We start from the raw sequence: 22,397 nt of genomic DNA, 5'->3' as shown, positions 1-22,397 counted from the left end.
CGGTCGATACCCTGATAGACGCCCAGTGCGTGATTGCCGGTGCCGCCGTGAGGGGTGTGTCACCCAGATCCTTCACCCATCGTTTTCAGTGGAATTGGCATGGCCAAAAAAATCTCCCTTTTCGCCTTGCTATTGCTGCTTGCTGCCCCGGTCGGGTGGGCGGGTGTGGCGAAGCTTGATGTCGAGATTCTCGAGGGCACGGGCAAGCGGTTACCCGATGCGGTCATTACCCTCAAAGGCCCTATCGATGGGCCCTCAACTGACTTGGCCGCCAGCATGGACCAGCGCAACCAGCAGTTTGCGCCTCACGTACTGGCAGTGCACACCGGCTCCCTGATCAAGTTTCCCAACAGCGACAACATCCGCCACCAGGTCTACTCGTTTTCACCCGCCAAGCGCTTCGAGCTGCGTCTGTACGAGGGCATGCCCTCCGAGCCGGTCCTGTTCGACAAGCCTGGCGTGGTGGTCCTGGGCTGCAACATCCACGACCGCATGCTGGGCTACGTCTTTGTCACCGACGATCCGTTCTTTGCCGTCAGCGATGCTCAAGGCAACGTGGCGCTGGACAAGCTCGCGGTCGGTGAATACCACGTGACCCTTTGGCACCCGCAGCTCAAAGGGATGCAGCCGATCGATGCCGGCACGCTGAAACTTCCTGCCAGCGGACTCCAGCAGCACTACACGCTGACACTCGAACCGTTACCTGAACAGATGGCGCCCGCGACCAGTGCCTTCGGTGATGCCTTCAAGCGAGCCACTCGTGAAACTGCGCAATAGTTTTCAGGCGCAAGTCGCGGCAGTGATGATCTTGCTGTCGCTGCTGGTGATCGGCTTGTTGTATTTCAGCGTCAATGCGGCGACCCGCACGGCCGTGCGAGGGCAGGCCGACGCACAACTGGACGTCGGCACGCGCATCTTCGAACGGCTGATGGAAGTCCAGGGGCGGCGCCTGGCCGATGGCGTGCAGCTGTTAGCGGCCGACTTCGGCTTTCGCGAAGCGGTGGCCAGCCGGGACGCGGCAACCATCCGTTCAGTGCTGATCAACCATGGCAAGCGGATCAATGCCAGCGACATGATCCTGCTGAGCATGGATGGCACGATACTCGCCAGTACCCTTGACCATACGCCCGATGGATCGCTGTTCCAGTACGACGGCGCGCTGCGCCTGGCACAACGTACGCGCCAGGCCATGGTGATCGTGCCGTTGCAGGGCAAGCCGCATTTGTTGGTGGAAACGCCCGTGCTCGCGCCTCTGCCGGTGGCCAGGGTGGTGATGGGGTTCAGCATGGACGAGGCCTTTGCCCGTGAACTGCGCTCACTCACCAACCTGCAAGTGTCGTTTCTTGCCGTCGATCGGCAACAACCAGGGGGGCTGGTCAGCACTCAGCCAGAGGTATTGCACGGGCCAATATCCCGCTTGATGCTCGGCTCGTCCATCCGCAGCGGGGCCATGCCGACGGAACACCTGAATCACAACTACCTCAGCCAGTTACTGACGCTGGCCGACGGTTCGGGTGAGTACGATGGGCAAGTGATCGCCTTGCTGCAAAGCCCGCTTGACGCAGCCATGCAGGCCTTCGCGCCGCTGGATGAAAAAATCCTGGTGATTAGCCTGATGGCGCTGATCGCCTCGCTGGTCGGTGCCTTGCTGTTGGCCCGGGGGGTGTCGCGGCCGGTCAAGTCGCTGGCCTTGGCGGCGGAGCGCATCGGGCAGGGCGATTACCAGACCCCCGTGGTATTGCCGCGCGCCGATGAACTCGGCTTGTTGGCCAGCGCCGTCAACGCCATGCAAAGAGGCATTGCCGAGCGTGAGCAACAACTGGCCCACAATGCGTTGCATGACCCGGTCACCGACTTGCCCAACCGGGCACTGGCCATGGAGCGCCTGGGCAGTGCGATCAGCGCAAAACGGCCGATGGCATTGATCTTCCTGGGCATCGAGAACCTGCGCGGCATCAACGAAACAGTGGACCCCGAGACGGTTGACCGGTTGCTTCGTCAAACCGGCCAGCGCATCCAGGCCCTGTTGCAACCTGGCGACACCGTGGCGCACCTGATCGCCGAGGAATTTCTGATCCTGCTCGACGGGATGGACAGCGACGCGGCGGTGGCTATCGCCGACCAACTGCAGCAGTTGCTGCTCAAGCCCCAGCAAATCAACGGCCATCATTTGGCCTTGGATTGCCGCCTCGGGATCGCGGCGTACCCGGTGGATGGCGAAAACGCCCAAAGCCTGCTGGAGCGCGCATCGATCGCGATGAAGGATGCGGCTCAGATGCCAGGGCATCTGCAGGTTTACCAGCACGGGCGCGACCTGGCGCACCGTCGTCAAATCACGTTGATTCGTGACCTGCGCCATGCGGCGAACAACGGTGAGCTGGTCCTGCATTACCAGCCCAAGCTGGACATCCTCAAACATCACGTGCGCCAGGCCGAAGCCTTGCTGCGCTGGCACCATCCCCAACTGGGCTCGATCTCGCCTGGCGAGTTCATCCCGTTGGCAGAGCGCACCGGCAGTATCCAGGCCCTGACCTATTGGGTGATCAACGAGGGCATGCGTCAACTGGCCGAGTGGAATGAACGGGGCCTGTGCCTGGAACTGTCGTTGAACATCTGCGCCGAGGACCTGATCAGCGATGAGTTGCCCAACCGGGTCGCGGTGTTGTTACGCACTCACCGGTTGCCAGCCGAACAGCTGGTGTTCGAAGTCACGGAAAGCGCGGTCATGCGCGAACCCGAGCGGGCCTTGAAGAACCTTCATCTGCTGCGCGATTGCGGCATCAGCCTGTCGGTGGATGATTTCGGCACTGGCTATTCGTCCTTGGCGCACCTCAAGCGATTGCCGGTGCAAGAGCTCAAGATCGACCAGTCTTTTGTCCGCGACCTGGACGAGGCCAGTGAAGATGCGGTGATCGTGCGCTCGACGATCGAGATGAGCCACAACCTGGGGCTCAAGGTGGTGGCTGAGGGCGTCGAATATGCCCACAGCCTTCGGTTACTCGAGCGCTGGCATTGCGATACAGCGCAGGGTTACCTGATCAGCCCGCCGCTCAGCGCCGCAGCCTTCGCGGCCTGGGTGGCGTTGCCTTTGAATATCCGTACAGCGCTGGTTCATTGAACATGATGGCTTCACGTTTTTTCCTGTCGATCGGCTGCTGCATGGCCTTGGCCTTCCAACACGTTTGCGCCGATGGCGGGCGCTTGATCGCGACAGGCGGCGCCAGCAGCCTGGAAGGTGCCGCGGGCGGCGGGATCACGCCCTGGGCGATGCTGGCCGGGTACGGTGAACAGAACGAGTGGGGCGCGACCGCGTTCGCGACCTCTGTCAACCTGCCGGATTATCGGCTGGATGTGGCGGGGTTGGCCGTGGCCTATGACAACCGGGTGGAGCTGTCCTTTGCCCGGCAACGTTTCGACCTGGGGTCGCTGGTGAACAAGCTGAACCTACCGGACGACCATCTCGACCAGGACATCTACGCCATCAAGGTGCGCCTGTTCGGTGACGTGATCTATGACACCTTGCCGCAGGTCTCCGTCGGCCTGCAATACAAGCACCAGAACGATTTTCTCATCCCCAGCCTGGTGGGCGCCCGGCGCGACAGCGACACCGAGGGCTACCTGGCTGCGAGTCGGCTATTCATGGGCGCGGCGTTTGGCTACAACCTGCTGGTCAACGGCAGCCTGCGCTACAGCCGCGCCAACGAACTGGGGCTATTGGGGTTCGGCGGCGATCGTCGCGATACCCGCAGCGTGCTGAAGGAAGGCTCGCTGGCCGTGTTGCTCAATCCGCGCTGGGCCTTGGGTATCGAGTATCGCCAGAAACCGGACAACCTGTCCTTCAGCGGGGAGAGTGACTGGTCTGATCTGTTTGTGGGTTACTTCCCCAACAAACACGTATCAATGGTACTGGCCTACGCGCGACTGGGTGAAATCGCGACGCTCGATCGCCAGAACGGCTTGTACTTGTCCATTCAGGGGGGCTTCTGATGCGTGGGGTCCTGCTGATGCTCATCGTGCTGCTGGGCGCGTGCACACAACCCTTGCCCAAGGACGACAGCCTCTATCAAGACCTCGGCGGCCAGCCGGGAATTACCGCGATCGTCGAGGGCATGTTGCTGAACATCGCCCGTGATGACCGTATCGTGGAGCGCTTTCGCAGAATCGATATCCAGCGGTTGCGCGACAAACTGATCGAACAGTTTTGCGTGGAGGCGGGCGGCCCCTGCACCTATACCGGCGACACCATGGCCGAAAGTCATAAAGGACAAAAGGTCAGTCGCAGTGACTTCAATGCCCTGGTCGAGGACCTGATCGCTGCGATGGATGAGCAACGCATACCGGTGCCTGTGCAGAATCGCCTGATCAAGCGCCTGGCACCGATGCGCGGCGAGGTCATCGAAAAGTGATGGACCGGCGCCATGACATCAGCAGGCAAGGGCCTGTTCGATATTTTGATTGCCGTCTGCATGGGCAGCCTGCCCGGTAGCCGCTATAGTGCGCGTTTTACGCCACTCCGGCGCTGACACGGCAGTCACAGGAACCTTCCACATGTCCCATGGCGAAATCGCTACCCGCCCTGAAATCACCCACGTCCCACTTTCGGCAAGCGTTGAACAGGCCCGCCAACTGATACCACCCGCCGAAGCACGCCTGGCGCAGCGCAAGCGCGTGGTGCTCAAGCCGTTCATGATCGTTCAGGGGCTGGTCTGCGGGTACTTCCTGATCAAATGGGTGGGGCAGGGGCACTACATCGGCGGTCCGATTCTCGCGGGGCTGCTCTGGTGCGTGACCTGGGTCTTCAGCCTGCCGCTGGCGCTGTTCTGGCGCCAGGAAAGCCGCGAACTCAAACGCGTTCAAGACAATGTCGGCGTCGTCCTGCACAAGACCTGCACGGACTTCCTCGCCGAACAGGCACTGGGGCCGTATCGCTGGATCTCCCGCGGGGAAAACATGCTCGGGTTGTTTCCGGAAACCGGCGTGCTCTATCTCTATGCAGAGGCGTCCGGCTACCAACATGCGCTGATCGATGCGCCGCAAGTGGTTCGCCAAGTGCGGGTCGATGAGAAAGTCCAGACCGTCCACACCTCCAACACCCATACCACCCACAGCGAGCGTCGGGTCAGCAGCACGCACTTTGGCGGCGAGATCGGCAAGGGCACGTCGAACTCCACCACCTACACGTCCAGCACGACCCACCACACCTTTACTTTGCAGATTCAGTTCCAGATCGGTGCCGGCACGCCGTGCTGGACCACCTGGTCATTCGGCAACGACTGGCAGGAAGCGGAAAACTGGCGGTTGCAGATTGCCCAGGCGGCGGGGTTGTAGACCCGCGCTCACGGCAACAGGCCCGAGCGATCCTGGTTCAAGCAGACAGGGCCCCTGAGGAGCCCTTGTCGTTGGGAAGTCCTGCCGTGCTATGCTCACTGCCAATATAGGGTAGGGGGGGATGCTATGGCGCATACAAAAGCAGGCAAAGAACAGCTACTCAAGCGTGTGAAGCGTATCGCCGGGCAGGTGCAGGCGATCGAGCGTGCACTGGAGGGTGACGCCGACTGCGCCAAGACATTGCATCTGGTCGCGGCGACGCGGGGTGCAATGAACGGTTTGCTCGACGAAATCATCGAGGACCATGCCCGGGAGCATGTCGCCAAGCCAGGCCTGACCGATCAGGAGCGGGCACAAGGCGTAGAAGAACTGCTCGAAGCCATCCACCGGTATTCAAAGTGAGCACTGCATTGAGCACTCATTCCGTTCATAGCCACAATTTCCTGGGGGCCGCCCACGATGCCAATGCCAAGCGCACCTTGTGGGTGGTGACACTCACGGTGGTGATGATGGTAGGGGAGATTGCCGCCGGCTACATCACCGGCTCGATGGCGCTCCTGGCTGATGGTTTCCACATGGCAACCCATGCCGGCGCGCTGGGCATCGCGGCGGCCGCCTATGCATTCGCCCGCAAGCATTCGCAGAGCCCTGCCTACAGTTTCGGCACCGGCAAGGTGGGTGACCTGGGAGGGTTCGCCTCGGCGTTGATCCTCGGCTTGATCTCGTTGGGCATCGGGGTCGAATCGGTGATTCGGCTTTTCGAGCCGTCCCAGGTGCAGTTCACGATGGCGATCCTGATCGCGGTCATCGGGCTGATCGTGAACATCGTCAGTGCCTTGCTGCTGAGTGGAGGCGGCCATGACCACGGACATTCCCATGACCATCACGCTCACGGTCACGCCCATGGCCAGGACAACAACTTGCGCTCCGCCTATGTCCACGTGCTCGCCGACGCGGTCACGTCAGTCATGGCCATCGTGGCGCTGCTGGCCGGCCGGTTTCTGGGCTGGGTATGGCTCGACCCGCTCATGGGCATTGTCGGGGCGCTGGTCATTGCCCGCTGGGCGTGGTCGCTGATCAAAGACACCGCGGCGGTGTTGCTGGACAAGACGGATGAGCACGTCGCCGAAGAAATCCGCGCGCTGCTTGATCAAGCCGGCCGGCTCCAGATCACCGACCTGCACGTGTGGCGGGTAGGGCCGCAAGCGCGTGCAGCCATCGTCAGCGTGCAGGGCCCGCGAGCGTTTTCCGCGGAGGATGTACGGGCGGCGTTGAGCGCGGTACATGAAGTGACTCATCTTACGGTGGAGTACCGGGCGGTGGAGAACTAGCCCCGTCAGGTCTTGAGCGGCGTTGCCTTGGCATTGCCGCTCGCCATCTGTCTGTTCACTTTGGATCCAATCATAGTTTTTGCAAATTAATTTTGGATGAGCGTTGTCGCTGGCGGTCACTGTGCCGGGAGCCGAAACGTTGCCGGCCGCATCGGTCAAGACGACCTCAAGGGTCTGGCCATTGGTCTGCGGGCTGCTCAGTACCACCTCGAACCGGCCATCAGTGCCAACCGTCCCGGTGCCCAGTAGGTTGCCCAGTGCATCACGTATGGTGAGCAGGCTCCCGGCTTCCCCCAGGCCGCTCAGCGTCAACCCGTCACTGCTCAGTGCCAGCCCTGTGGGTGCGTCAGGCGCCGTCGTATCGACCGTCGCGCCGTTGCCGCCACCACCGCCACTGGCGACCGCGCCGGCCGCGGCCGCGGTACCGCCCACCCCGAGCAAGCCGAGACCAGCAAAAGCCCAGACCGGCGTCGCACCTTCGACGACGCCGGCACCGGCAATCAACTCGTCCAGCGAGGAGACTTCTTCGAAGGTAAAACCGTTGAACGGCTCGGCGCTGTATCGGGCTTGCCACAGGGTGCTGGCCTCGCCCTGGAAAACCATATCGCTGGTGCTGCCATCGGCGCCGTTGTTTTTACTGGGCGCTCTAGATAGGGTCTTTTTGACAAGACCGCTGGTCGGTTTTACAAAAATGAGCTTCTTGTACAAGAATCCCCAGGCAACGCTGCCGCATGGGGGCGGCGGCGATTACGCGATTGCGAAGGACAGGACAGGAACTGTCAGAACTAGTCTTTTTTAACGGAGAGCGGGCCGGGGTATCAGCGCAACAGGGCGGACCGATAGGCACCAGGGCCGATCCCGAACGCCTGCTTGAATTGCCGGGTCAGGTGGCTTTGATCGGTAAAAATTCGTCGGTCAAAAGGAACCCGAGGCCCAGTCGCCAGCGTGGAGACAGGGGGGGCGGGAGTGTACATCGCCAGCGGACCCTAGCCGGGGAAAGGGGACGACGTCCAGCCTGCTCGGTGCAGCGCTCTTCAAGCTACTGGTGTATCTCCGCCACGGACATGGTGAACACCAGCCTGGATTTGCCTGCGTTGGAGTAGGCATGAGGGACGTCGGTTTTAGCCACCGCCGAGCTCCCCGCCGGGATGATGAGTTCTGTTTCTCCGATCACGCATTTCAGCGTTCCCTTCTCCACATGAAACAGTTCAAGTGTGCCCTGGGGGTGCCCAGGTGAGGTGAAGGATTCGCCTGGGTGCATTTCCCAGCGCCACAGCTCGATCATGTTGGGGCCGGAAGTGCCCGCCAGCAGCCGCGCCGTGCCACCCAACTCGCCGGTCCAGAGGGTGGGGATGTCCTGGCTGTCGATGACATGGGCAGAGGGGGCTTCGGTCACATTGACGATATCGGCTACGGACAGCCCCAGCGCGGCTGCGATTTTGCAGAGGATCCCGATACTGGGGTTCGCCGTGCATTTCTCTATTTCGACGACCATGCCTTTGCTCACGCCTGAGCGCCGTGAAAGCTCATCCAGCGTGATCCTTTGCGCCTTGCGTGCTTGCTTGAGTGTGCGGGCGACGGCCAGGCTGACGGCTTGAGCATCAGCACCCGGGGTAGTCGACAGGCTGGTATTGGTGGTCATTGATGAGCGTCATGAGAAAAATGAGCTGGAATTCTCAGCCCTTACCAACGGTGCCGTCAATCAGTCCGCCCTTTATAGTGGATCATATTGGTCATTATATTGACTTCGACGGTCGTCGCTGACTAGCATGAACTGACATTTAAGGTGCTGGAGGTTTTGATGCTGTCTGTACTGCCGTTAATCGATCAAGCCGTTGCAGAACTGGCTCCGCAATTCAGGGCGCTGAGCATCGTCGTGCAAGCTGCGCCTCTGACTCATCCCGAGGTTGCCCGGGCAGCCCTGGAACGTGCCTGCAAGGCAGTGCTGGCAGGTGGACCCAGCTGGGGAGAAGCCCACCTGAATGCTTGGGCCGACACATTCCGAAAGTTCGGTGCCAAGCCGCAGCGCACGCCGTGTTCCGCCGAAGCATTGCGCAAGCGGGTTCTACGCGACGGTAGCTTGCCGAGCCTGGACCCTATCGTCGATCTCTACAACGCCATCAGTATTGAGTACGCCATCCCTGTGGGCGGGGAAAACATAGAGGCCTATGTTGGCGCTCCACGGCTGGTGATCGCCGATGGCAGCGAGCCCTTCGACACGATGAAAGAGGGCGCACCGGCCTTCGAGTATCCAGACGCAGGCGAGGTTGTCTGGTGCGATGACAAAGGCGTCACCTGCCGTCGCTGGAACTGGCGGCAAGGTGTCAGGACGCGTCTGGGCGCGGACGCCACGTCCATGTGGTTCATTCTGGAGAGTTTGCCGGCGATGCCGCTCGAAGCCTTGACGCAAGCGGGCGACAAGTTGATCGAAGGCCTGGAGCAAATGATGCCAGGCGTCCTGATCGAAAGCTCATTGATTGGTCCTGGGGCCAGATAATCGAGGATGACGAAGATGTTTACTGGCCTTGGTGCGTTTCCCTTGACCCCCATGAATGAGCAGGGCGTGGACGAAAAAGCGTTCATGGGGCTCGTGCAACAACTGGCGCGGGCGAAAGTCGACACCATCGCAGCCCTCGGATCCACGGGAGGCTACGCGTATCTTTCTCGAGCCGAACGCACTCGCATTGCGCATCTGGCAGTGGAGGCGGCCGAGGATGTGCCGGTCATGGTGAGCATCGGGGCGCTGCGCACACGCGAGGTTCTGGCGCTGGCAGAAGAGGCACAGAAGGTGGGCGTCAAAGCCTTGCTGCTGCCCCCTGTTTCTTACCAGAAACTGTCTCAGGACGACGTGTTCTCGCTATACGAAACGGTCACGGCCAATATCTCGGTCCCGCTGTGTGTCTATGATAATCCGGGGACCACCCATTTCGAATTTACCGACGAGCTGCATGGACGCATCGCAGCGCTGCCAAATGTCGGGTCGATCAAAATCCCGGGCGTTCCCGAGTCGCCCGACCTGGCCTGCGCGCGCGTTGAGCGCCTGCGTGAGCTGATTCCAAGTCATGTGACGATCGGAGTCAGCGGTGATGTGTTCGCCGCCGTGGGCATGAATGCTGGCTGCGATGCCTGGTACTCCGTTATGGGAGGTCTGTTTCCCCATACGGCGTTGGCAATCACGCGAGCGGCGTTGTCAGGTGACGCCGATGAAGCTACACGCCTTTCTGACGCCTTGAAGCCGCTTTGGGCGTTGTTCCGCCAATTTGGCGGCAGCTTTCGCGTGATTGCGACAGCGGCGGAGCTTCGCGGCCTTACCTGCTTTCCGAGTGTCCCGCTGCCACTACGGACTGTTACCGGGGAAGGGCGCGATCAAATTGCCGCCGTGATCGACGCGCTTGAATTGAGCTGAACATCGCACTGTTCTCCTGCCTCCTTCTCGCGGTGGGAGGCAGCAGCGCTTATGCCAGCAGTCCCAACCACTTGGAATATTGTCAGGTCAGTATATTGACTTTTATAGTCGGTAGACTGAAGCTGGACAGGAGGCGTAGAAACCGCCGCAATGAATTCCAGCCGAGCGCCGCCCCCTTGCGGGCTGGTAGCTCACAGATGGCTTGAGGGTGTCTTGGATCATGAAATACGTCAGCACGCGGACGCCTGGAAGAACATTCGAATTCAGCGAAGTGCTGATGGGCTCGTACGCACCGGACGGTGGCTTGTACGTGCCGCGCAAGGTACCCCGCTTCAAAAAGGAAGCGCTCACCCGGCTAGAATGGTTGCCCTTTCATGAGTTGGCTCGACACGTGATTGCGCCCTTTGTCGGGGACTGGATTGAGCAAGGACAACTGTCTCATCTGCTTGAAGAGACGTTTGGCGGCTTTAAAAGCAACGCCGTTGCACCGCTGCACCAGACAGCAAGCAACGAGTGGGTACTGGAATTGTTCCATGGCCCTGCCGGTGTCTATCAAGACCTTGGGCTCCAGTTAATGTCGCGTTTTGTTCAGCACGAGTTACTGAAGAGTTCAAGGGAGGCGTTGGTTCTAGGTTGTACAGGCGGGGACACGGGCGCTTCGGCTATAAAAGCTTTTTCGGGCATCAAGGGTGTCACTCTCTTGGTGCTGCACCCCTTGAAAGGAATAACCCCAGCCCATCGTCGTCGGTTACTGAGTGCGAGTGCGGAAAATGTGGTCAATATAGCGGTTGACGGGGACTACTCCGATTGTCATCGCTTGTGCGAACAATTCTTCCGCCAACGTCACGATTCAAAGCGGCCGATCATTTCGTTCAACTCTGTGAACTGGGTTCGCGTACTGGCGCATCTGTCGTTCTATTTTTATTCCGCGCTACAACTCGGTGCGCCTAAGCGAGAAGTCGCATTCAGTGTACCCACGGCAAATTCTGGCGCGCTATACGCCGGTTATATGGCCAAGGAAATGGGGCTGCCCATACGGCAGTTGGTTGTTGCCACTAACGCCAACGCCGGCCTGCACCACTTCCTGCAGTCAAACCTCTACAGCCGCAGTGAAATCCGCACCACCAACACACCCAGCATGAATGTTTCACTGGCTTCGAACTTTGAGCGCTTGCAATGGAGCATGCTCAATCGATGCACAGAAAAAGTCGTTCGGAACATGGAATTGTTGGAGGGCAGCGGCGCGGTCCAGTTGGAACAGGATGAATGGTTGGGCGCACGAAAGTTGTTCGATTCGCTGGCCGTGGACGACGCCGATGCATTGACTTGCATTCATGAGTTGTTTGCGCAGAACGGGTATCGGATCAGCGCCAATACCGCTGTCGGCTTGCACGCCGCCCGGGTGAGCAGGCGCAGCCTGCTCATCCCCATGATCTGCCTGGCAACGACCCATCCCTCGGACCACGGCCGCCAGGAGGATGCAGCAGGCTCGTCGGCACCTGAACCAGACTGCCTTTGCATCGCTAATGACAGTAGGGCGCTGGCTGAGTGGGTCGGGGTCTTATCCAAAGACACGGAGTCTCACTTGTTATAACGTCGGAGCCAGAGATGAAACGTGTTTTAGATAAGGTGGATGAAAAAATCCTGGAAGCATTGACCCGTAATGCACGACTGTCTCATAACGACATTGCCATGAAGGTCAACTTATCCAGAAACGCCGTCAGGTTGCGAATAGAACGCCTGGAGCGCGATGGTTATGTCAGAGGGTACACCATCGTCAAAGGCATGCCTTCTAACGATACCGGGCCTATCAAGGCACTCATCTTCGTCTACCGTAAAGAACGCATGCGTGATGCTGAAGTGGTTCGCTGTGTAGTGTCCATGCCGGAAGTTATTTCCTGCAATGTCATGAGTGGTGATTGGGACTTGGTATTAACCGTCGAAGCAATCAACGCCGATCGCATTCACAAAGTATGGGCAGAGATATCGGCACTTCCTGGCGTCTTGAACACCGTCACCTCTTTCGTCTTGTCCAGCGCCAAATAGCAAGTTGCACGGTGATGCGAGCAATTTGCTCGCGACAACGTTCTATTTGCCATATTCGTAAAGTTAAATCACTGGATTACCATTTCAGCACCACATCATAACAATGAGAACCCTGTCGTGACTGAATATAAAGTAGCCTTGCTTGGCTTTGGTGGCGTTAATCGCGCCTTGACTCAACTTATTGCCGATAGGAACTCACGTTGGGCAGATGAACTGGGCTTCACGTTGAAGGTTGTCGGTGTCAGCGACCTTTACCTGGGTTCGATCATCGACAAAGACGGCCTGGATGCACAGGCGTTGGCTGCCGTGCCGGCTGTCAAAGGCAGTTTCGCCACGTTGCCAGGTGGTAACGCCGAACCGGCAAACGAAACCGTGATCCGCTTTTCGGGTGCGGACATTGTCGCTGAGGCAACCTTCACCAATCCTGTGGACGGGGAGCCTGCCACCACGTTCTGCCGCTGGTCCCTGGAAAAAGGCGTCAGCGTCGTGACCACGAATAAAGGCCCCGTGGCGCTTCATGCGCAAAGCTTGAAAGCATTGGCTCAAAGTACCGGTGCCCGGTTCGAGTTCGAAGGGGCTGTCATGAGCGGAACCCCGGTCATCCGATTGGCCAAGGAGTTACTCGCCGGCTCGCAAATCACTGGGTTCAAGGGGATCCTCAACGGTACGTCCAACTTCGTGCTCTCCAGCATGGAAAACGGGTTGGACTTTTGCGGTGCGGTCGCTCAGGCCCAGGCGCTGGGTTATGCCGAAGCCGACCCAACAGCCGATGTGGAAGGGCACGATGTGCGCCTGAAGGTTGCCATCCTGGCCAACGAACTGTTGGGCGCCCAGCTCAAGCCTAACGATGTTGTGTGCAAAGGCATCTCGCAGATCACCGCCGGGAACATCGCTGAGGCGGCCAAGGTGAATGCCCGTTGGAAATTGATCGGCAGCGCGGAAAAACAGGCCGACGGCTCGATTTCAGCTTCCGTGAGCCCCCAGTTACTGCCCGCCGATGATGCGCTCAGTGCAGTCAGTGGCGCCACCAACGCAATCACCTTCGCCACGACCCTTCTGGGTCCCGTCACGGTGGTGGGGGCGGGGGCCGGTCGTGTTGAAACCGCCTTCGCCTTGCTCGCCGATATCGTGAGCATCCACAACCACAAGACAGCGTCAGGTAAGTCATCATGAATAGCTTGAGTCTTTCGCTCGCTGCTGATTACAAGGCCATAACGGTGTTCAACCCGTTCGACGGCAGCACCGTGGGAGAAGTGACGGACATGCCTGCCTCCTCGGCCACTACGATTGTCGACACGGCTCTCCTGGGTGCTTCAGTGGCCAAAAACCTTGCCCGCCATGAACGCGCGAGCATCCTGGAAAAGGCCGCGCATGCGGTCGAGCGTGACAAGGACGCTTTTGCCCAACTCATCGTCGCGGAGTCAGGCAAGACCCTGAAACAGGCACGAAAAGAAGTGCTGCGCTGCGTCAACACGTTGAAGCTGTCAGCCGAAGAAGCCAAGCGCAATGCCGGTGAAGTCGTACCTTTCGACGCTTATGTCGGCTCCGAATCGCGCCAGGGCTGGTTCACTCGCGAACCACTGGGGGTAATTCTTGCAATCACGCCCTACAACGACCCGCTGAACCTGGTCGCACATAAACTGGGGCCCGCCATTGCCGGTGGCAATGCAGTTGTTCTCAAGCCGTCGGAGCTCACGCCGTTATCGGCGATCAAGCTGGTGGAATGCCTTGTCGACGCGGGCCTGCCGCGGGTCGTGGTGACGGTCGCTACCGGTGGCGCCGCGCTGGCCAAGGCCTTGGTCGCCCATCGCGCCGTGCGCATGGTGTCGTTCACGGGGGGCTTTGTCACCGGTGAGCAGATCTCGCGTACCGCCGGCCTGAAGAAACTGGCCATGGACCTCGGGGGCAACGCACCGGTCATCGTAATGGCCGATTGTGCACTGACTGAGACGGTCGATGCTTGCGTATCGGGGGCTTTCTGGGCCGCCGGTCAAAACTGCATAGGGACCCAGCGAATCCTCATCGAGGCCCCACTCTATGAAGCTTTCAAAACACGCTTCGTCGAAAAGACCCGAGAGCTGATCGTGGGCAACCCGGCCGATGAGCAAACCGATGTCGGGCCGATGATCACCGAGGCATCTGCCAAGCGCACCGAAGAGGTGGTCAATGACGCCATTGCCCAAGGTGCCACCCTGTTGTTCGGCAACACGCGCAGGGCCTCACTTTACTCGCCCACGGTGCTGGAGGGCGTCGACCGCCAATGCCGGTTGTGGTGCGAAGAGGTATTCAGCCCGGTGGTCATCCTGCAGCGCGTCGCGTCTTTGGATGAGGCGTTGGCGCTGGCCAACGAACCCGAGTACAGCCTGCATGCCGGGATTTTCACCAGCAATCTGAATGTGGCGATGACCGCTGCCAAGCGACTTGAAGCCGGTGGCGTGATGATTAATGACTCTTCCGACTATCGCTTCGATGCAATGCCGTTTGGAGGGTTCAAGTACGGCAGCATGGGCCGTGAGGGCGTACGTTTCGCCTATGAAGACATGACGCAGCCCAAGGTGGTTTGCATCAACGATGCCGGTGGCCGCTAGGCCGCTCTTCGGCTTGAGCACGACACACAACAATAAAGAGGAATCGACATGCGCCCCGACAAGCACAATCTCTCGACCCTGTCTGCAGCGACATTGGCCGTTCACGGCGGGAATGTCGCCGATGCCACCAGCGGCGCGGTCCGCACGCCATTGGTCATGGCCAACTCCTACCTGTTGCCGGAGGACCCGGCGACCATGGACTGGTCGAGCCCCGATGGTCTCGTGTACACCCGCAACCAAGGCCACAACCAGGTCTGCCTGGAGAAAAAACTGGCCGCCCTTGAGGGCTGTGAAAACGCCGTGGTGTTCGCCACCGGTGTCGCGGCGTTGCACTCGGTGTTTTTCTCGTTCTTGAAAAGTGGCGATCATGTGATTGTCAGTGACATTACCTACCAGGCGGTCTGGAAGCTTTTCGCCGAGCTTCTGCCTGAGCGCTACGGCATTGAAGCAACGTTCGTGGATGTCGGTGACCTGGAATCGGTTCGTGGGGCCATTCGGCCCAACACCCGGTTGATCCATACTGAAACCATCGCCAATCCCACCACCAAGGTGGCGGACATTGCGGCATTGGCCGACATTGCCCATGCGCACGGCGCACTCATCTCGGTGGACGCCACGTTCACGCCTCCGCCATTTTTTCGGGCGAGCGAGCACGGTGTCGACTTCGTCGTTCATTCATTGACCAAGTACATCAACGGCCATGGCGATGCCATGGGTGGGGTAGTGATCGGCTCCCATCAGTTGATCAACAAGATTAAGAATGATGCGTTGGTTGACCTGGGCGCGACTATTTCGCCGTTCAATGCCTGGATGATCATGCGCGGCTCCGTCACGTTGCCATTGCGCCTCAAGCAACTGTTGAGCACCGCCGAAAAGCTGGCTCAATTCCTGGACAACGATGATCGGATTGCCTACGTCTACTACCCAGGCTTGCCGTCCCACCCGCAACACGAGTTGGCACGCCGGCAATTCGAGGGCAAGGGCTATGGGGCGGTAATGGCTTTTGCGGTAGAGGGCGACCCTGACACCCAGAACCGCTTTGTTTCGAACCTGCGCATTATCACCTCGGCCGTTTCACTGGGACATGACGAATCGCTGATCGTGCATGTGGGGGCAGAAGGGCGGGGCGGCTTTGACAAGTATCCCGAGGAGTTTCGCAAGTATGGTCACTTGCGTTTTTCGGTGGGCCTGGAAGATCCAGAAGACTTGATCAAGGACATCACATTCGCGTTGGACGCAACGTTCAAGTGATGTAACGACTGTTGGCATGTAACAGGGTTTGGTCAACCCGTCTTTTACCCCCGTGCTCGCGGGGGTCTTTTTAACAAGGTCAGCCTAGTAGTTGTCGCTCAAGCGAACGACGGGGTTTGCCATTGGCTTGGGAATTATTCATGGCTTGGGTCAGTTTGTTCATTGCCGGTTTATTGGAAGTGGTCTGGGCTTTTTCGATGAAACAATCCGAGGGGTTTACGCGGTTAGTTCCCTCGGTCATCACATTCATCACGGTCATCACCAGTTTCGCGCTGCTGTCGTTTTCGATGAAGAGCTTGCCGCTGGGCACCGCTTACATGATCTGGACCGGTATCGGTGCGGTCGGCGCCTTCGCTGCGGGCATCTTTTTCATGGGGGAGCCCGTCACGCTGCTACGGATCCTGGCGGCAGTCCTGATCGTCGGCGGGCTGTTGTTGATGAAACTGGTGTCTGCCTGAAACGCGAGCATTTTGCTCGTAATTACGTTCACTTTGCCATATTCGTAAAGTCGTCGCAGTCAGGTAACGTTTGAATTGAAGCACTGAAGTGCCCTACTAACAATGTGCTGCTCGCTGTCAGGTTGTCCGCTGTTCACTGCCCTTAATCCAACTACAATATCTAGGGAATTACGTATGATCTCGCTAAAGAAACTTTCTTTGTTGATATGCCTGGCTGTGTGTGCAGGCAGCGCTTCGGCCAAAGAATACTCCACCCTGCGTTTCGGCGTGGATGCCAACTACGCGCCGTTTGAGTCCAAGGCTGCTGATGGCAGCCTTAAAGGCTTCGATATTGACTTGGGTAACGCGATCTGCGCAAAGCTCTCAGTCAAGTGCATCTGGGTGGAAAGCGATTTTGATGGTTTGATTCCAGGTCTCAGGGCCGGCAAGTTCGACGGCATCCTGTCTTCCATGACCGTGACACCCACCCGGGAAAAAGCCATCGATTTTTCCAGCGAACTGTTCTCCGGGTTCACGTCCTATGTGTTCAAGAAAGGTTCAGGGCTGAGCGCGGACGTCGCGTCACTCAAAGGCAAGCGGGTGGGCTACTTTCAAGGCAGCATCCAGGAAGCCTACGCCAAGGCTGTGCTGGACAAGGCAGGCGTAAAAATCCAGTCCTATCAAAATCAGGACCAGGTGTATTACGACCTGGTAGCAGGACGGCTGGACGCCTCCCTGCAGGATACGCTGCAAGCACAGTTGGGCTTTATCAACTCGCCCCAGGGCGCCGATTACGAAATGAGCCCGCCCGTGGAGAGCCCTTACCTGCCATCCAAGACGGCTATCGGCATCGTCAAAGGCAACTCAGCACTCAAGGCCATGCTGGACAAGGCGATCCAGGCCCTGCATGAAGACGGCACCTACGATTCGATCCAAAAGCAGCATTTTGGCGACCTGAATCTTTACAGCGGCAAATAACCACCCGGCGCCCGTCCGCCGGATGGGCGTTCCTCGCGATAGGTTGTTGATCATGTTCGAAACACTGTTAGGCGCACTCGGGCTCTCCGCATTCAGTTTGCAGGGGTTCGGCCCCTTGCTGCTGGACGGCGCCTGGATGACCGTCAAGTTGTCCCTGTCTTCCTTGGCGCTCAGCGTATTGCTCGGGCTGATGGGGGCCGGCGCCAAGCTTTCCGGCCTCAAGCTGCTGCGTTTGCCGGCGCAGCTCTACACCACACTGATCCGTGGGGTCCCGGACCTGGTCCTGATGCTGCTGATTTTCTACAGCCTGCAAACCTGGCTGACCGTCATCACAGGGGCGCTGGATTGGGAGTACATCGAAATCAATCCCTTTGTCGCCGGGATCATCACCCTCGGGTTTATCTACGGCGCTTATTTCACCGAAACTTTTCGCGGTGCCATGCTGGCGGTACCCCGTGGGCAGGTCGAAGCGGCGACAGCCTATGGCTTGAGTCGTGCGCAGCGCTTTCGCTTCGTAGTGTTCCCGCAAATGATGCGGTTCGCCCTACCGGGACTTGGCAATAACTGGATGGTGATCCTTAAAGCCACAGCACTGGTCTCGATCATCGGCCTGGCTGACTTGGTGAAAGCGGCCCAGGATGCGGGAAAGAGTACTTATCAGCTGTTCTTTTTCCTGGTGCTGGCCGCCCTCACGTACCTGGTCATCACCAGCGTTTCCAATGTCATCCTGCGCATTCTCGAAAGGCACTACGCGGCGGGTTCACGGGAGGCGGTACGATGATCGAGTTACTGCAAGAGTACTGGAAGCCTTTCGTCTACAGCGATGGCCAGCAGGTGACCGGCCTGGCCATGACATTGTGGCTGCTCAGCGCTTCATTGCTCATTGGCTTTATCGCCTCGATCCCTCTGTCCATCGCTCGTGTATCGCCCAGGTTCTACGTACGTTGGCCGGTGCAGTTCTACACCTACCTGTTCAGGGGGACGCCGCTCTATATCCAACTGCTGATCTGCTACACCGGGGTCTATAGCCTGGCGGCCATACGGTCCCAGCCACTGCTGGACGCGTTTTTCCGTGACGCGATGAACTGCACCATTCTGGCCTTCGCCCTTAACACCTGCGCCTACACCACGGAGATATTCGCCGGCGCCATTCGCAACATCCCCCATGGAGAAATTGAAGCGGCAAAAGCGTATGGCCTCTCAGGTTGGAAACTCTATGCATTCGTGATCATGCCGTGCGCCTTGCGTCGTTCACTGCCGTACTACAGCAACGAAGTGATCCTGATGCTTCATTCGACAACCGTGGCCTTCACCGCAACGGTGCCAGACATTCTCAAAGTCGCCCGTGATGCAAACTCGGCGACTTTCCTGACCTTTCAATCGTTTGGGATGGCTGCAGCGATTTACCTGGCGGTGACTTTTGCATTGGTTGGCGTGTTCAGAATGGCCGAACGTCATTGGCTGGCTTTTTTAGGGCCGACTCACTGAGCCCGATAGGGCCAATCCCAATCCGCGTTAGAGGATGATTGCGAACATGTACAAATTGACGGTTGAAGGTCTGTACAAACACTACGGTAACCATGAAGTGCTCAAGGGCGTTTCCCTGCAAGCCAAGACGGGTGATGTCATCAGCTTGATCGGCGCCAGTGGTTCGGGAAAGAGCACGTTCCTGCGCTGTATCAACTTTCTCGAAACCCCCAATGACGGAACCATGAGCCTGGACGGCAAGCCGATCCGCATGATCAAGGGCCCGGCGGGCTTGCAGGTGCAGGACGATCGCGAACTGCAACAACTGCGCACGCGCCTGGCCATGGTGTTCCAGCATTTCAACCTGTGGGGGCACATGACCGTGCTGGACAACATCACCATTGCCCCGCGGCGGGTGCTGGGGGTCAGCAAGAAAGACGCGCAAGAGCGGGCCCGCCGGTACCTGGAGAAAGTCGGACTGCCGGCCCGGGTCGCCGATCAGTTCCCGGCATTTCTTTCCGGAGGGCAGCAACAACGGGTGGCGATCGCCCGGGCCCTCGCCATGGAACCTGAGGTCATGTTGTTCGACGAGCCCACATCGGCACTCGACCCCGAGGTCGTGGGCGAGGTGTTGAAAGTCATCCAGGGGCTGGCTGAAGAGGGCCGGACGATGATCATGGTGACCCATGAAATGGGCTTTGCGCGAAAGGTCTCCAACCAGTTGCTGTTTCTCCACCAGGGGCTCGTGGAAGAGCAGGGCGGGCCTGAAATCCTGGATAACCCTCGAAGCGAGCGCCTGCAGCAATTCTTGTCCAATGGGTTGAAGTGAAACGCTAAAAACCTTAGGCATACGAGTCTGCGGGCATTCGAGAGGCTGACGGCCTACCACGGTGTGGCCGTCATCAAGCACTCATCGACGCATCTTGGGCACCGAATAACAACGACAACACTCTCGGCCTTCGGATACAACATGATGATTGCCAACCTGAAGTTCAGTCATAAGGTCTTGCTTGCGGCATCGCTCGTGGTGGTCGCGGCATTTTCCCTCTTTACGCTGTACAACGACTCGATCCAGCGCAGAACCATCCGCACGAACCTGGAAAACCACTTGGAAGAAATGAGCCAGATCACCGCCGCTAGCGTGCAGGCCTGGCTTTCGGGGCGCCTACTGCTGGTTGATCATGTTGCCCAGACGCTAGCCAACGATCCCGCACCGGAGAGCGTCACACGGCTGCTGGAGCAGAAATCATTGCTGTCGACATTCACCTTCACTTATCTGGGCCGTCGCGACGGCGGTTTCGCCATTCGCCCCAAGGACGATTTGCCCGCTGACTACGACCCGCGCACGCGCCCCTGGTACATCGACGCGATGGCTGCCGGGGGAACCACCTTGACCGAGCCCTACCTGGATGTAACGACGGGGCAACTGATGATGACCATCGCCACGCCGGTCAGCCATGGCGGTCAGGCGCTTGGGGTGGTAGGCGGCGACCTGACGCTCGAAACCATGGCCAACATCGTCAGCTCACTCGATCTAGGCGGCATCGGCTATGCCTTCCTGGTCAACGCTGATGGCAAGGTATTGGTTCACCCGGACAAGGGTCAGGTGATGAAACAGCTGAGCGATATCTATCCCCAGAAGACGCCGACACTCAGTACGCACATCAGTGAGACAGAACAGGAAGGAAAACCTCGGATCCTGATGTTTTCGGCGATCAAGGGGTTGCCTTCGGTGAACTGGTACGTCGGCTTGTCCATCGACAAGGACAAAGCCTATGAGGCGCTGGGCGATTTTCGCGCCTCGGCGATTCTGGCCATGGTCATCGCCGTGGCACTCACGCTGCTCCTGCTGGGCATCCTGATTCGCGTGCTGATGCAGCCCTTGAGGCTGATGGGCAAAGCCATGCGGGATATCGCCCAGGGGGAGGGCGACCTTACCCGTCGACTGGATGTGCACTCCAAGGATGAGTTCGGAACCCTGGCCGGCGACTTCAATCTATTCGTGGAGCGTATCCAGCACTCGATACGAGAAGTCTCTTCTGCCACCACACATGTCAATGAGGTGGCCAGGCGCGTGATGCAGACCTCCAGCGCTTCCATGGCGAACTCGGACGAACAGGCCAATCGCACCCACAGCATCGCGGCGGCGATAAACGAGCTGGGGGCGGCCGCCCAGGAAATTGCACGCAATGCGGGGATTGCGTCTCACCAGGCGTCGGATGCCCGTGTTCAGGCTGAAGGCGGGCGACAGATCGTGACCCGGACGATCCATGCCATGGACGAGTTGTCCGGAAAGATCCGCCTGTCGTGCAGCAATATAGAAGCGCTGAATGGCAAGACGGAGAACATCGGACGGATCCTTGAAGTCATCAAAGGCATTTCCGAACAGACCAACCTGCTGGCGCTCAATGCCGCGATTGAGGCGGCGCGGGCGGGCGAGGCGGGGCGTGGTTTTGCCGTGGTAGCGGACGAAGTGCGCAGCCTGGCCTATCGCACCCAGACGTCAGCCCAGGAAATCCATACGATGATCGAAGAGCTTCAGGTAGGCGCACGTGCAGCGGTTCAGACCATGAGCGAAAGCGAGCGCTACAGTAAGGATGGCGTGATGATCGCCTACCAGGCTGGCGAGCGGTTGAGCAGCGTGACGGATGGCATTGGCCAAATCGACGGGATCAATCAGTCGGTGGCGGCTGCAACGGAGGAACAGACGTCGGTCATTGATTCGTTGAACGTGGACATCACCCAGATCAAGACCCTCAACGAGGAAGGCGTGCAAAACCTCCAGGCCACGCTGCAGGCGTGTGACGACCTTGAGCGACAAGCCACGCGGCTCAAGCAGTGGGTGGACGGCTTTCGAACGTAGGTCAAAAACCATGGCCAGCCGCGAGGGCTGGCCTTGAATCACGGGCGAGAAAACAACAATTTCAGGCCTGCCGCGCCAAACACCAGTCCAAGCGTGCCTTCGATCCAGCGACGTGCCCGGCGATAGCCCCGAATCATCGGTGCCGTGGAGAAAACGACCGCATAGCCACAGAAAATGGTGATGCTCAGCACGGCACAGCCCGCCAGGATGATCACCACCGTTTCAGGCGTGGACTGCGGCCCCAGTCCCAGCGTCATTGTCGCCATCCAACCCAGCAAGGCCTTCGGGTTGGTCAGGTGCATCAGCAAGCCGCGCCGATAGAGATCGAAACCCGACACCGCTGGTGCGGCCGCCAATTCCTTTTCCAGCCGCTCATCGGGCGTCAGGGCAGAGCGCCCAGCCTTGACGGCAAGAAACAGCAGGTAAAGCCCACCGATCAGCTTGAGCGCGAAGAGTGCCTGCGCGAACTGGGTCAGGATGGCCGACACGCCGGTAGCGGCCATCGATCCCCAGAAAAAAGAACCACTGATGACCCCGGCGGCGAGCATCAGCGCCGGCTGCCGGCCCTGATGCATGGCCACCCCCATGATCCGCATATTGCTCGGACCGGGGCTGGCCGCACCGACAATGTAGGCAGTGAAGACGAGCAGCAGGTGGTGGAAATCAACTGACATGTGCATTCCTTGAACGTTGTCTGCCAGA

At 59.2% G+C, this 22,397-nt stretch carries 22 protein-coding genes and 1 pseudogene; 20 read left to right on the top strand and 3 right to left on the bottom strand.

Annotation, left to right across the window (positions count from 1 at the left end; all coding sequences use genetic code 11):
• Window positions 1-99: 99 nt before the first annotated feature.
• The 7 genes from V3H56_RS13555 (at window position 100) to dmeF (ending at window position 6,659) form a co-directional block, all read left to right on the top strand.
• Window positions 100-777, top strand: coding sequence for a methylamine utilization protein (locus tag V3H56_RS13555; protein ID WP_338474752.1), 678 nt, complete (start codon window positions 100-102; stop codon window positions 775-777).
• On the top strand, window positions 761-3,118 hold the full coding sequence (locus V3H56_RS13550) for an EAL domain-containing protein (protein WP_042732171.1): 2,358 nt from the start codon (window positions 761-763) through the stop codon (window positions 3,116-3,118). The genes V3H56_RS13555 and V3H56_RS13550 overlap by 17 nt, the downstream gene beginning before the upstream one ends.
• A gap of 5 nt (window positions 3,119-3,123) precedes the next feature.
• On the top strand, window positions 3,124-3,987 hold the full coding sequence (locus tag V3H56_RS13545) for a DUF3034 family protein (RefSeq protein ID WP_042732176.1): 864 nt from the start codon (window positions 3,124-3,126) through the stop codon (window positions 3,985-3,987).
• Window positions 3,987-4,406, top strand: a complete 420-nt coding sequence (locus tag V3H56_RS13540) for a group 1 truncated hemoglobin (RefSeq protein ID WP_042732172.1) — start codon at window positions 3,987-3,989, stop codon at window positions 4,404-4,406. The genes V3H56_RS13545 and V3H56_RS13540 overlap by 1 nt, the downstream gene beginning before the upstream one ends.
• Before the next feature lie 142 nt (window positions 4,407-4,548).
• Complete coding sequence (locus V3H56_RS13535) at window positions 4,549-5,328, top strand: hypothetical protein (protein WP_123579033.1); 780 nt, start codon at window positions 4,549-4,551, stop codon at window positions 5,326-5,328.
• A 126-nt stretch (window positions 5,329-5,454) separates the two neighbouring features.
• Window positions 5,455-5,730 carry a metal/formaldehyde-sensitive transcriptional repressor gene (locus V3H56_RS13530; RefSeq protein ID WP_042732174.1) on the top strand — a complete coding sequence of 92 codons (276 nt, stop codon included), beginning with the start codon at window positions 5,455-5,457 and terminating at the stop codon, window positions 5,728-5,730.
• 8 nt (window positions 5,731-5,738) lie between these two features.
• Window positions 5,739-6,659, top strand: coding sequence for a CDF family Co(II)/Ni(II) efflux transporter DmeF (gene dmeF / locus V3H56_RS13525; RefSeq protein ID WP_338474751.1), 921 nt, complete (start codon window positions 5,739-5,741; stop codon window positions 6,657-6,659).
• 818 nt (window positions 6,660-7,477) lie between these two features.
• Here the strand turns inward: dmeF and V3H56_RS13520 are convergent.
• Window positions 7,478-7,564: pseudogene (locus V3H56_RS13520) on the bottom strand (AraC family transcriptional regulator); the annotation flags it as partial.
• A 134-nt stretch (window positions 7,565-7,698) separates the two neighbouring features.
• A complete protein-coding gene (locus V3H56_RS13515) occupies window positions 7,699-8,301 on the bottom strand; it encodes a helix-turn-helix domain-containing protein (RefSeq protein ID WP_042731158.1) in 603 nt (200 codons plus the stop codon).
• A 159-nt stretch (window positions 8,302-8,460) separates the two neighbouring features.
• Here V3H56_RS13515 and V3H56_RS13510 point away from each other — a divergent pair, with 159 nt between their 5' ends.
• The 13 genes from V3H56_RS13510 to V3H56_RS13450 all read left to right on the top strand — a co-directional run bounded on the left by V3H56_RS13510 (window position 8,461) and on the right by V3H56_RS13450 (window position 21,695).
• A complete protein-coding gene (locus V3H56_RS13510; protein WP_047738548.1) occupies window positions 8,461-9,156 on the top strand; it encodes a B3/4 domain-containing protein in 696 nt (231 codons plus the stop codon).
• A 15-nt stretch (window positions 9,157-9,171) separates the two neighbouring features.
• A complete protein-coding gene (locus V3H56_RS13505; RefSeq protein ID WP_042731160.1) occupies window positions 9,172-10,065 on the top strand; it encodes a dihydrodipicolinate synthase family protein in 894 nt (297 codons plus the stop codon).
• Between the two features lie 220 nt (window positions 10,066-10,285).
• Window positions 10,286-11,659, top strand: coding sequence for a pyridoxal-phosphate dependent enzyme (locus V3H56_RS13500; protein WP_042731161.1), 1,374 nt, complete (start codon window positions 10,286-10,288; stop codon window positions 11,657-11,659).
• Between the two features lie 14 nt (window positions 11,660-11,673).
• Window positions 11,674-12,111 (top strand): Lrp/AsnC family transcriptional regulator, encoded by a 438-nt coding sequence (locus tag V3H56_RS13495; RefSeq protein WP_042731162.1) that lies wholly within the window; start codon window positions 11,674-11,676, stop codon window positions 12,109-12,111.
• A 117-nt stretch (window positions 12,112-12,228) separates the two neighbouring features.
• Window positions 12,229-13,284 carry a homoserine dehydrogenase gene (locus V3H56_RS13490; RefSeq protein ID WP_042731163.1) on the top strand — a complete coding sequence of 352 codons (1,056 nt, stop codon included), beginning with the start codon at window positions 12,229-12,231 and terminating at the stop codon, window positions 13,282-13,284.
• Entirely contained in the window at window positions 13,281-14,699 is a 1,419-nt protein-coding gene (locus V3H56_RS13485) for an aldehyde dehydrogenase family protein (protein ID WP_042731164.1), read from the top strand. Before V3H56_RS13490 ends, V3H56_RS13485 begins: the two co-directional genes overlap by 4 nt.
• 48 nt (window positions 14,700-14,747) lie before the next feature.
• On the top strand, window positions 14,748-15,950 hold the full coding sequence (locus V3H56_RS13480) for an aminotransferase class I/II-fold pyridoxal phosphate-dependent enzyme (protein ID WP_047738546.1): 1,203 nt from the start codon (window positions 14,748-14,750) through the stop codon (window positions 15,948-15,950).
• Window positions 15,951-16,090: 140 nt separating this feature from the next.
• Window positions 16,091-16,408, top strand: coding sequence for a multidrug efflux SMR transporter (locus tag V3H56_RS13475; RefSeq protein WP_042731166.1), 318 nt, complete (start codon window positions 16,091-16,093; stop codon window positions 16,406-16,408).
• Window positions 16,409-16,582: 174 nt separating this feature from the next.
• Window positions 16,583-17,365, top strand: coding sequence for a transporter substrate-binding domain-containing protein (locus V3H56_RS13470; RefSeq protein ID WP_042731167.1), 783 nt, complete (start codon window positions 16,583-16,585; stop codon window positions 17,363-17,365).
• Between the two features lie 52 nt (window positions 17,366-17,417).
• Window positions 17,418-18,146, top strand: coding sequence for an ABC transporter permease (locus V3H56_RS13465; protein WP_042731169.1), 729 nt, complete (start codon window positions 17,418-17,420; stop codon window positions 18,144-18,146).
• Window positions 18,143-18,853 carry an ABC transporter permease gene (locus V3H56_RS13460; RefSeq protein WP_042731168.1) on the top strand — a complete coding sequence of 237 codons (711 nt, stop codon included), beginning with the start codon at window positions 18,143-18,145 and terminating at the stop codon, window positions 18,851-18,853. The genes V3H56_RS13465 and V3H56_RS13460 overlap by 4 nt, the downstream gene beginning before the upstream one ends.
• Before the next feature lie 46 nt (window positions 18,854-18,899).
• Window positions 18,900-19,661, top strand: coding sequence for an ATP-binding cassette domain-containing protein (locus tag V3H56_RS13455; protein WP_047738544.1), 762 nt, complete (start codon window positions 18,900-18,902; stop codon window positions 19,659-19,661).
• Window positions 19,662-19,805: 144 nt separating this feature from the next.
• Window positions 19,806-21,695, top strand: a complete 1,890-nt coding sequence (locus tag V3H56_RS13450; RefSeq protein ID WP_042729686.1) for a methyl-accepting chemotaxis protein — start codon at window positions 19,806-19,808, stop codon at window positions 21,693-21,695.
• A 38-nt stretch (window positions 21,696-21,733) separates the two neighbouring features.
• Here the strand turns inward: V3H56_RS13450 and V3H56_RS13445 are convergent, their stop codons facing one another.
• Window positions 21,734-22,369 carry a LysE family translocator gene (locus V3H56_RS13445; RefSeq protein WP_047738541.1) on the bottom strand — a complete coding sequence of 212 codons (636 nt, stop codon included), beginning with the start codon at window positions 22,367-22,369 and terminating at the stop codon, window positions 21,734-21,736.
• Window positions 22,370-22,397: the final 28 nt, after the last annotated feature.

It is taken from the genome of Pseudomonas sp. MS646, from assembly GCF_036693845.1.
In the GTDB taxonomy this organism is placed as follows: Bacteria; Pseudomonadota; Gammaproteobacteria; order Pseudomonadales; family Pseudomonadaceae; genus Aquipseudomonas; species Aquipseudomonas chlororaphis_E.
Note: the sequence above shows the minus strand (reverse complement) of the source record. Positions and strands in the feature narration are given on the sequence as shown.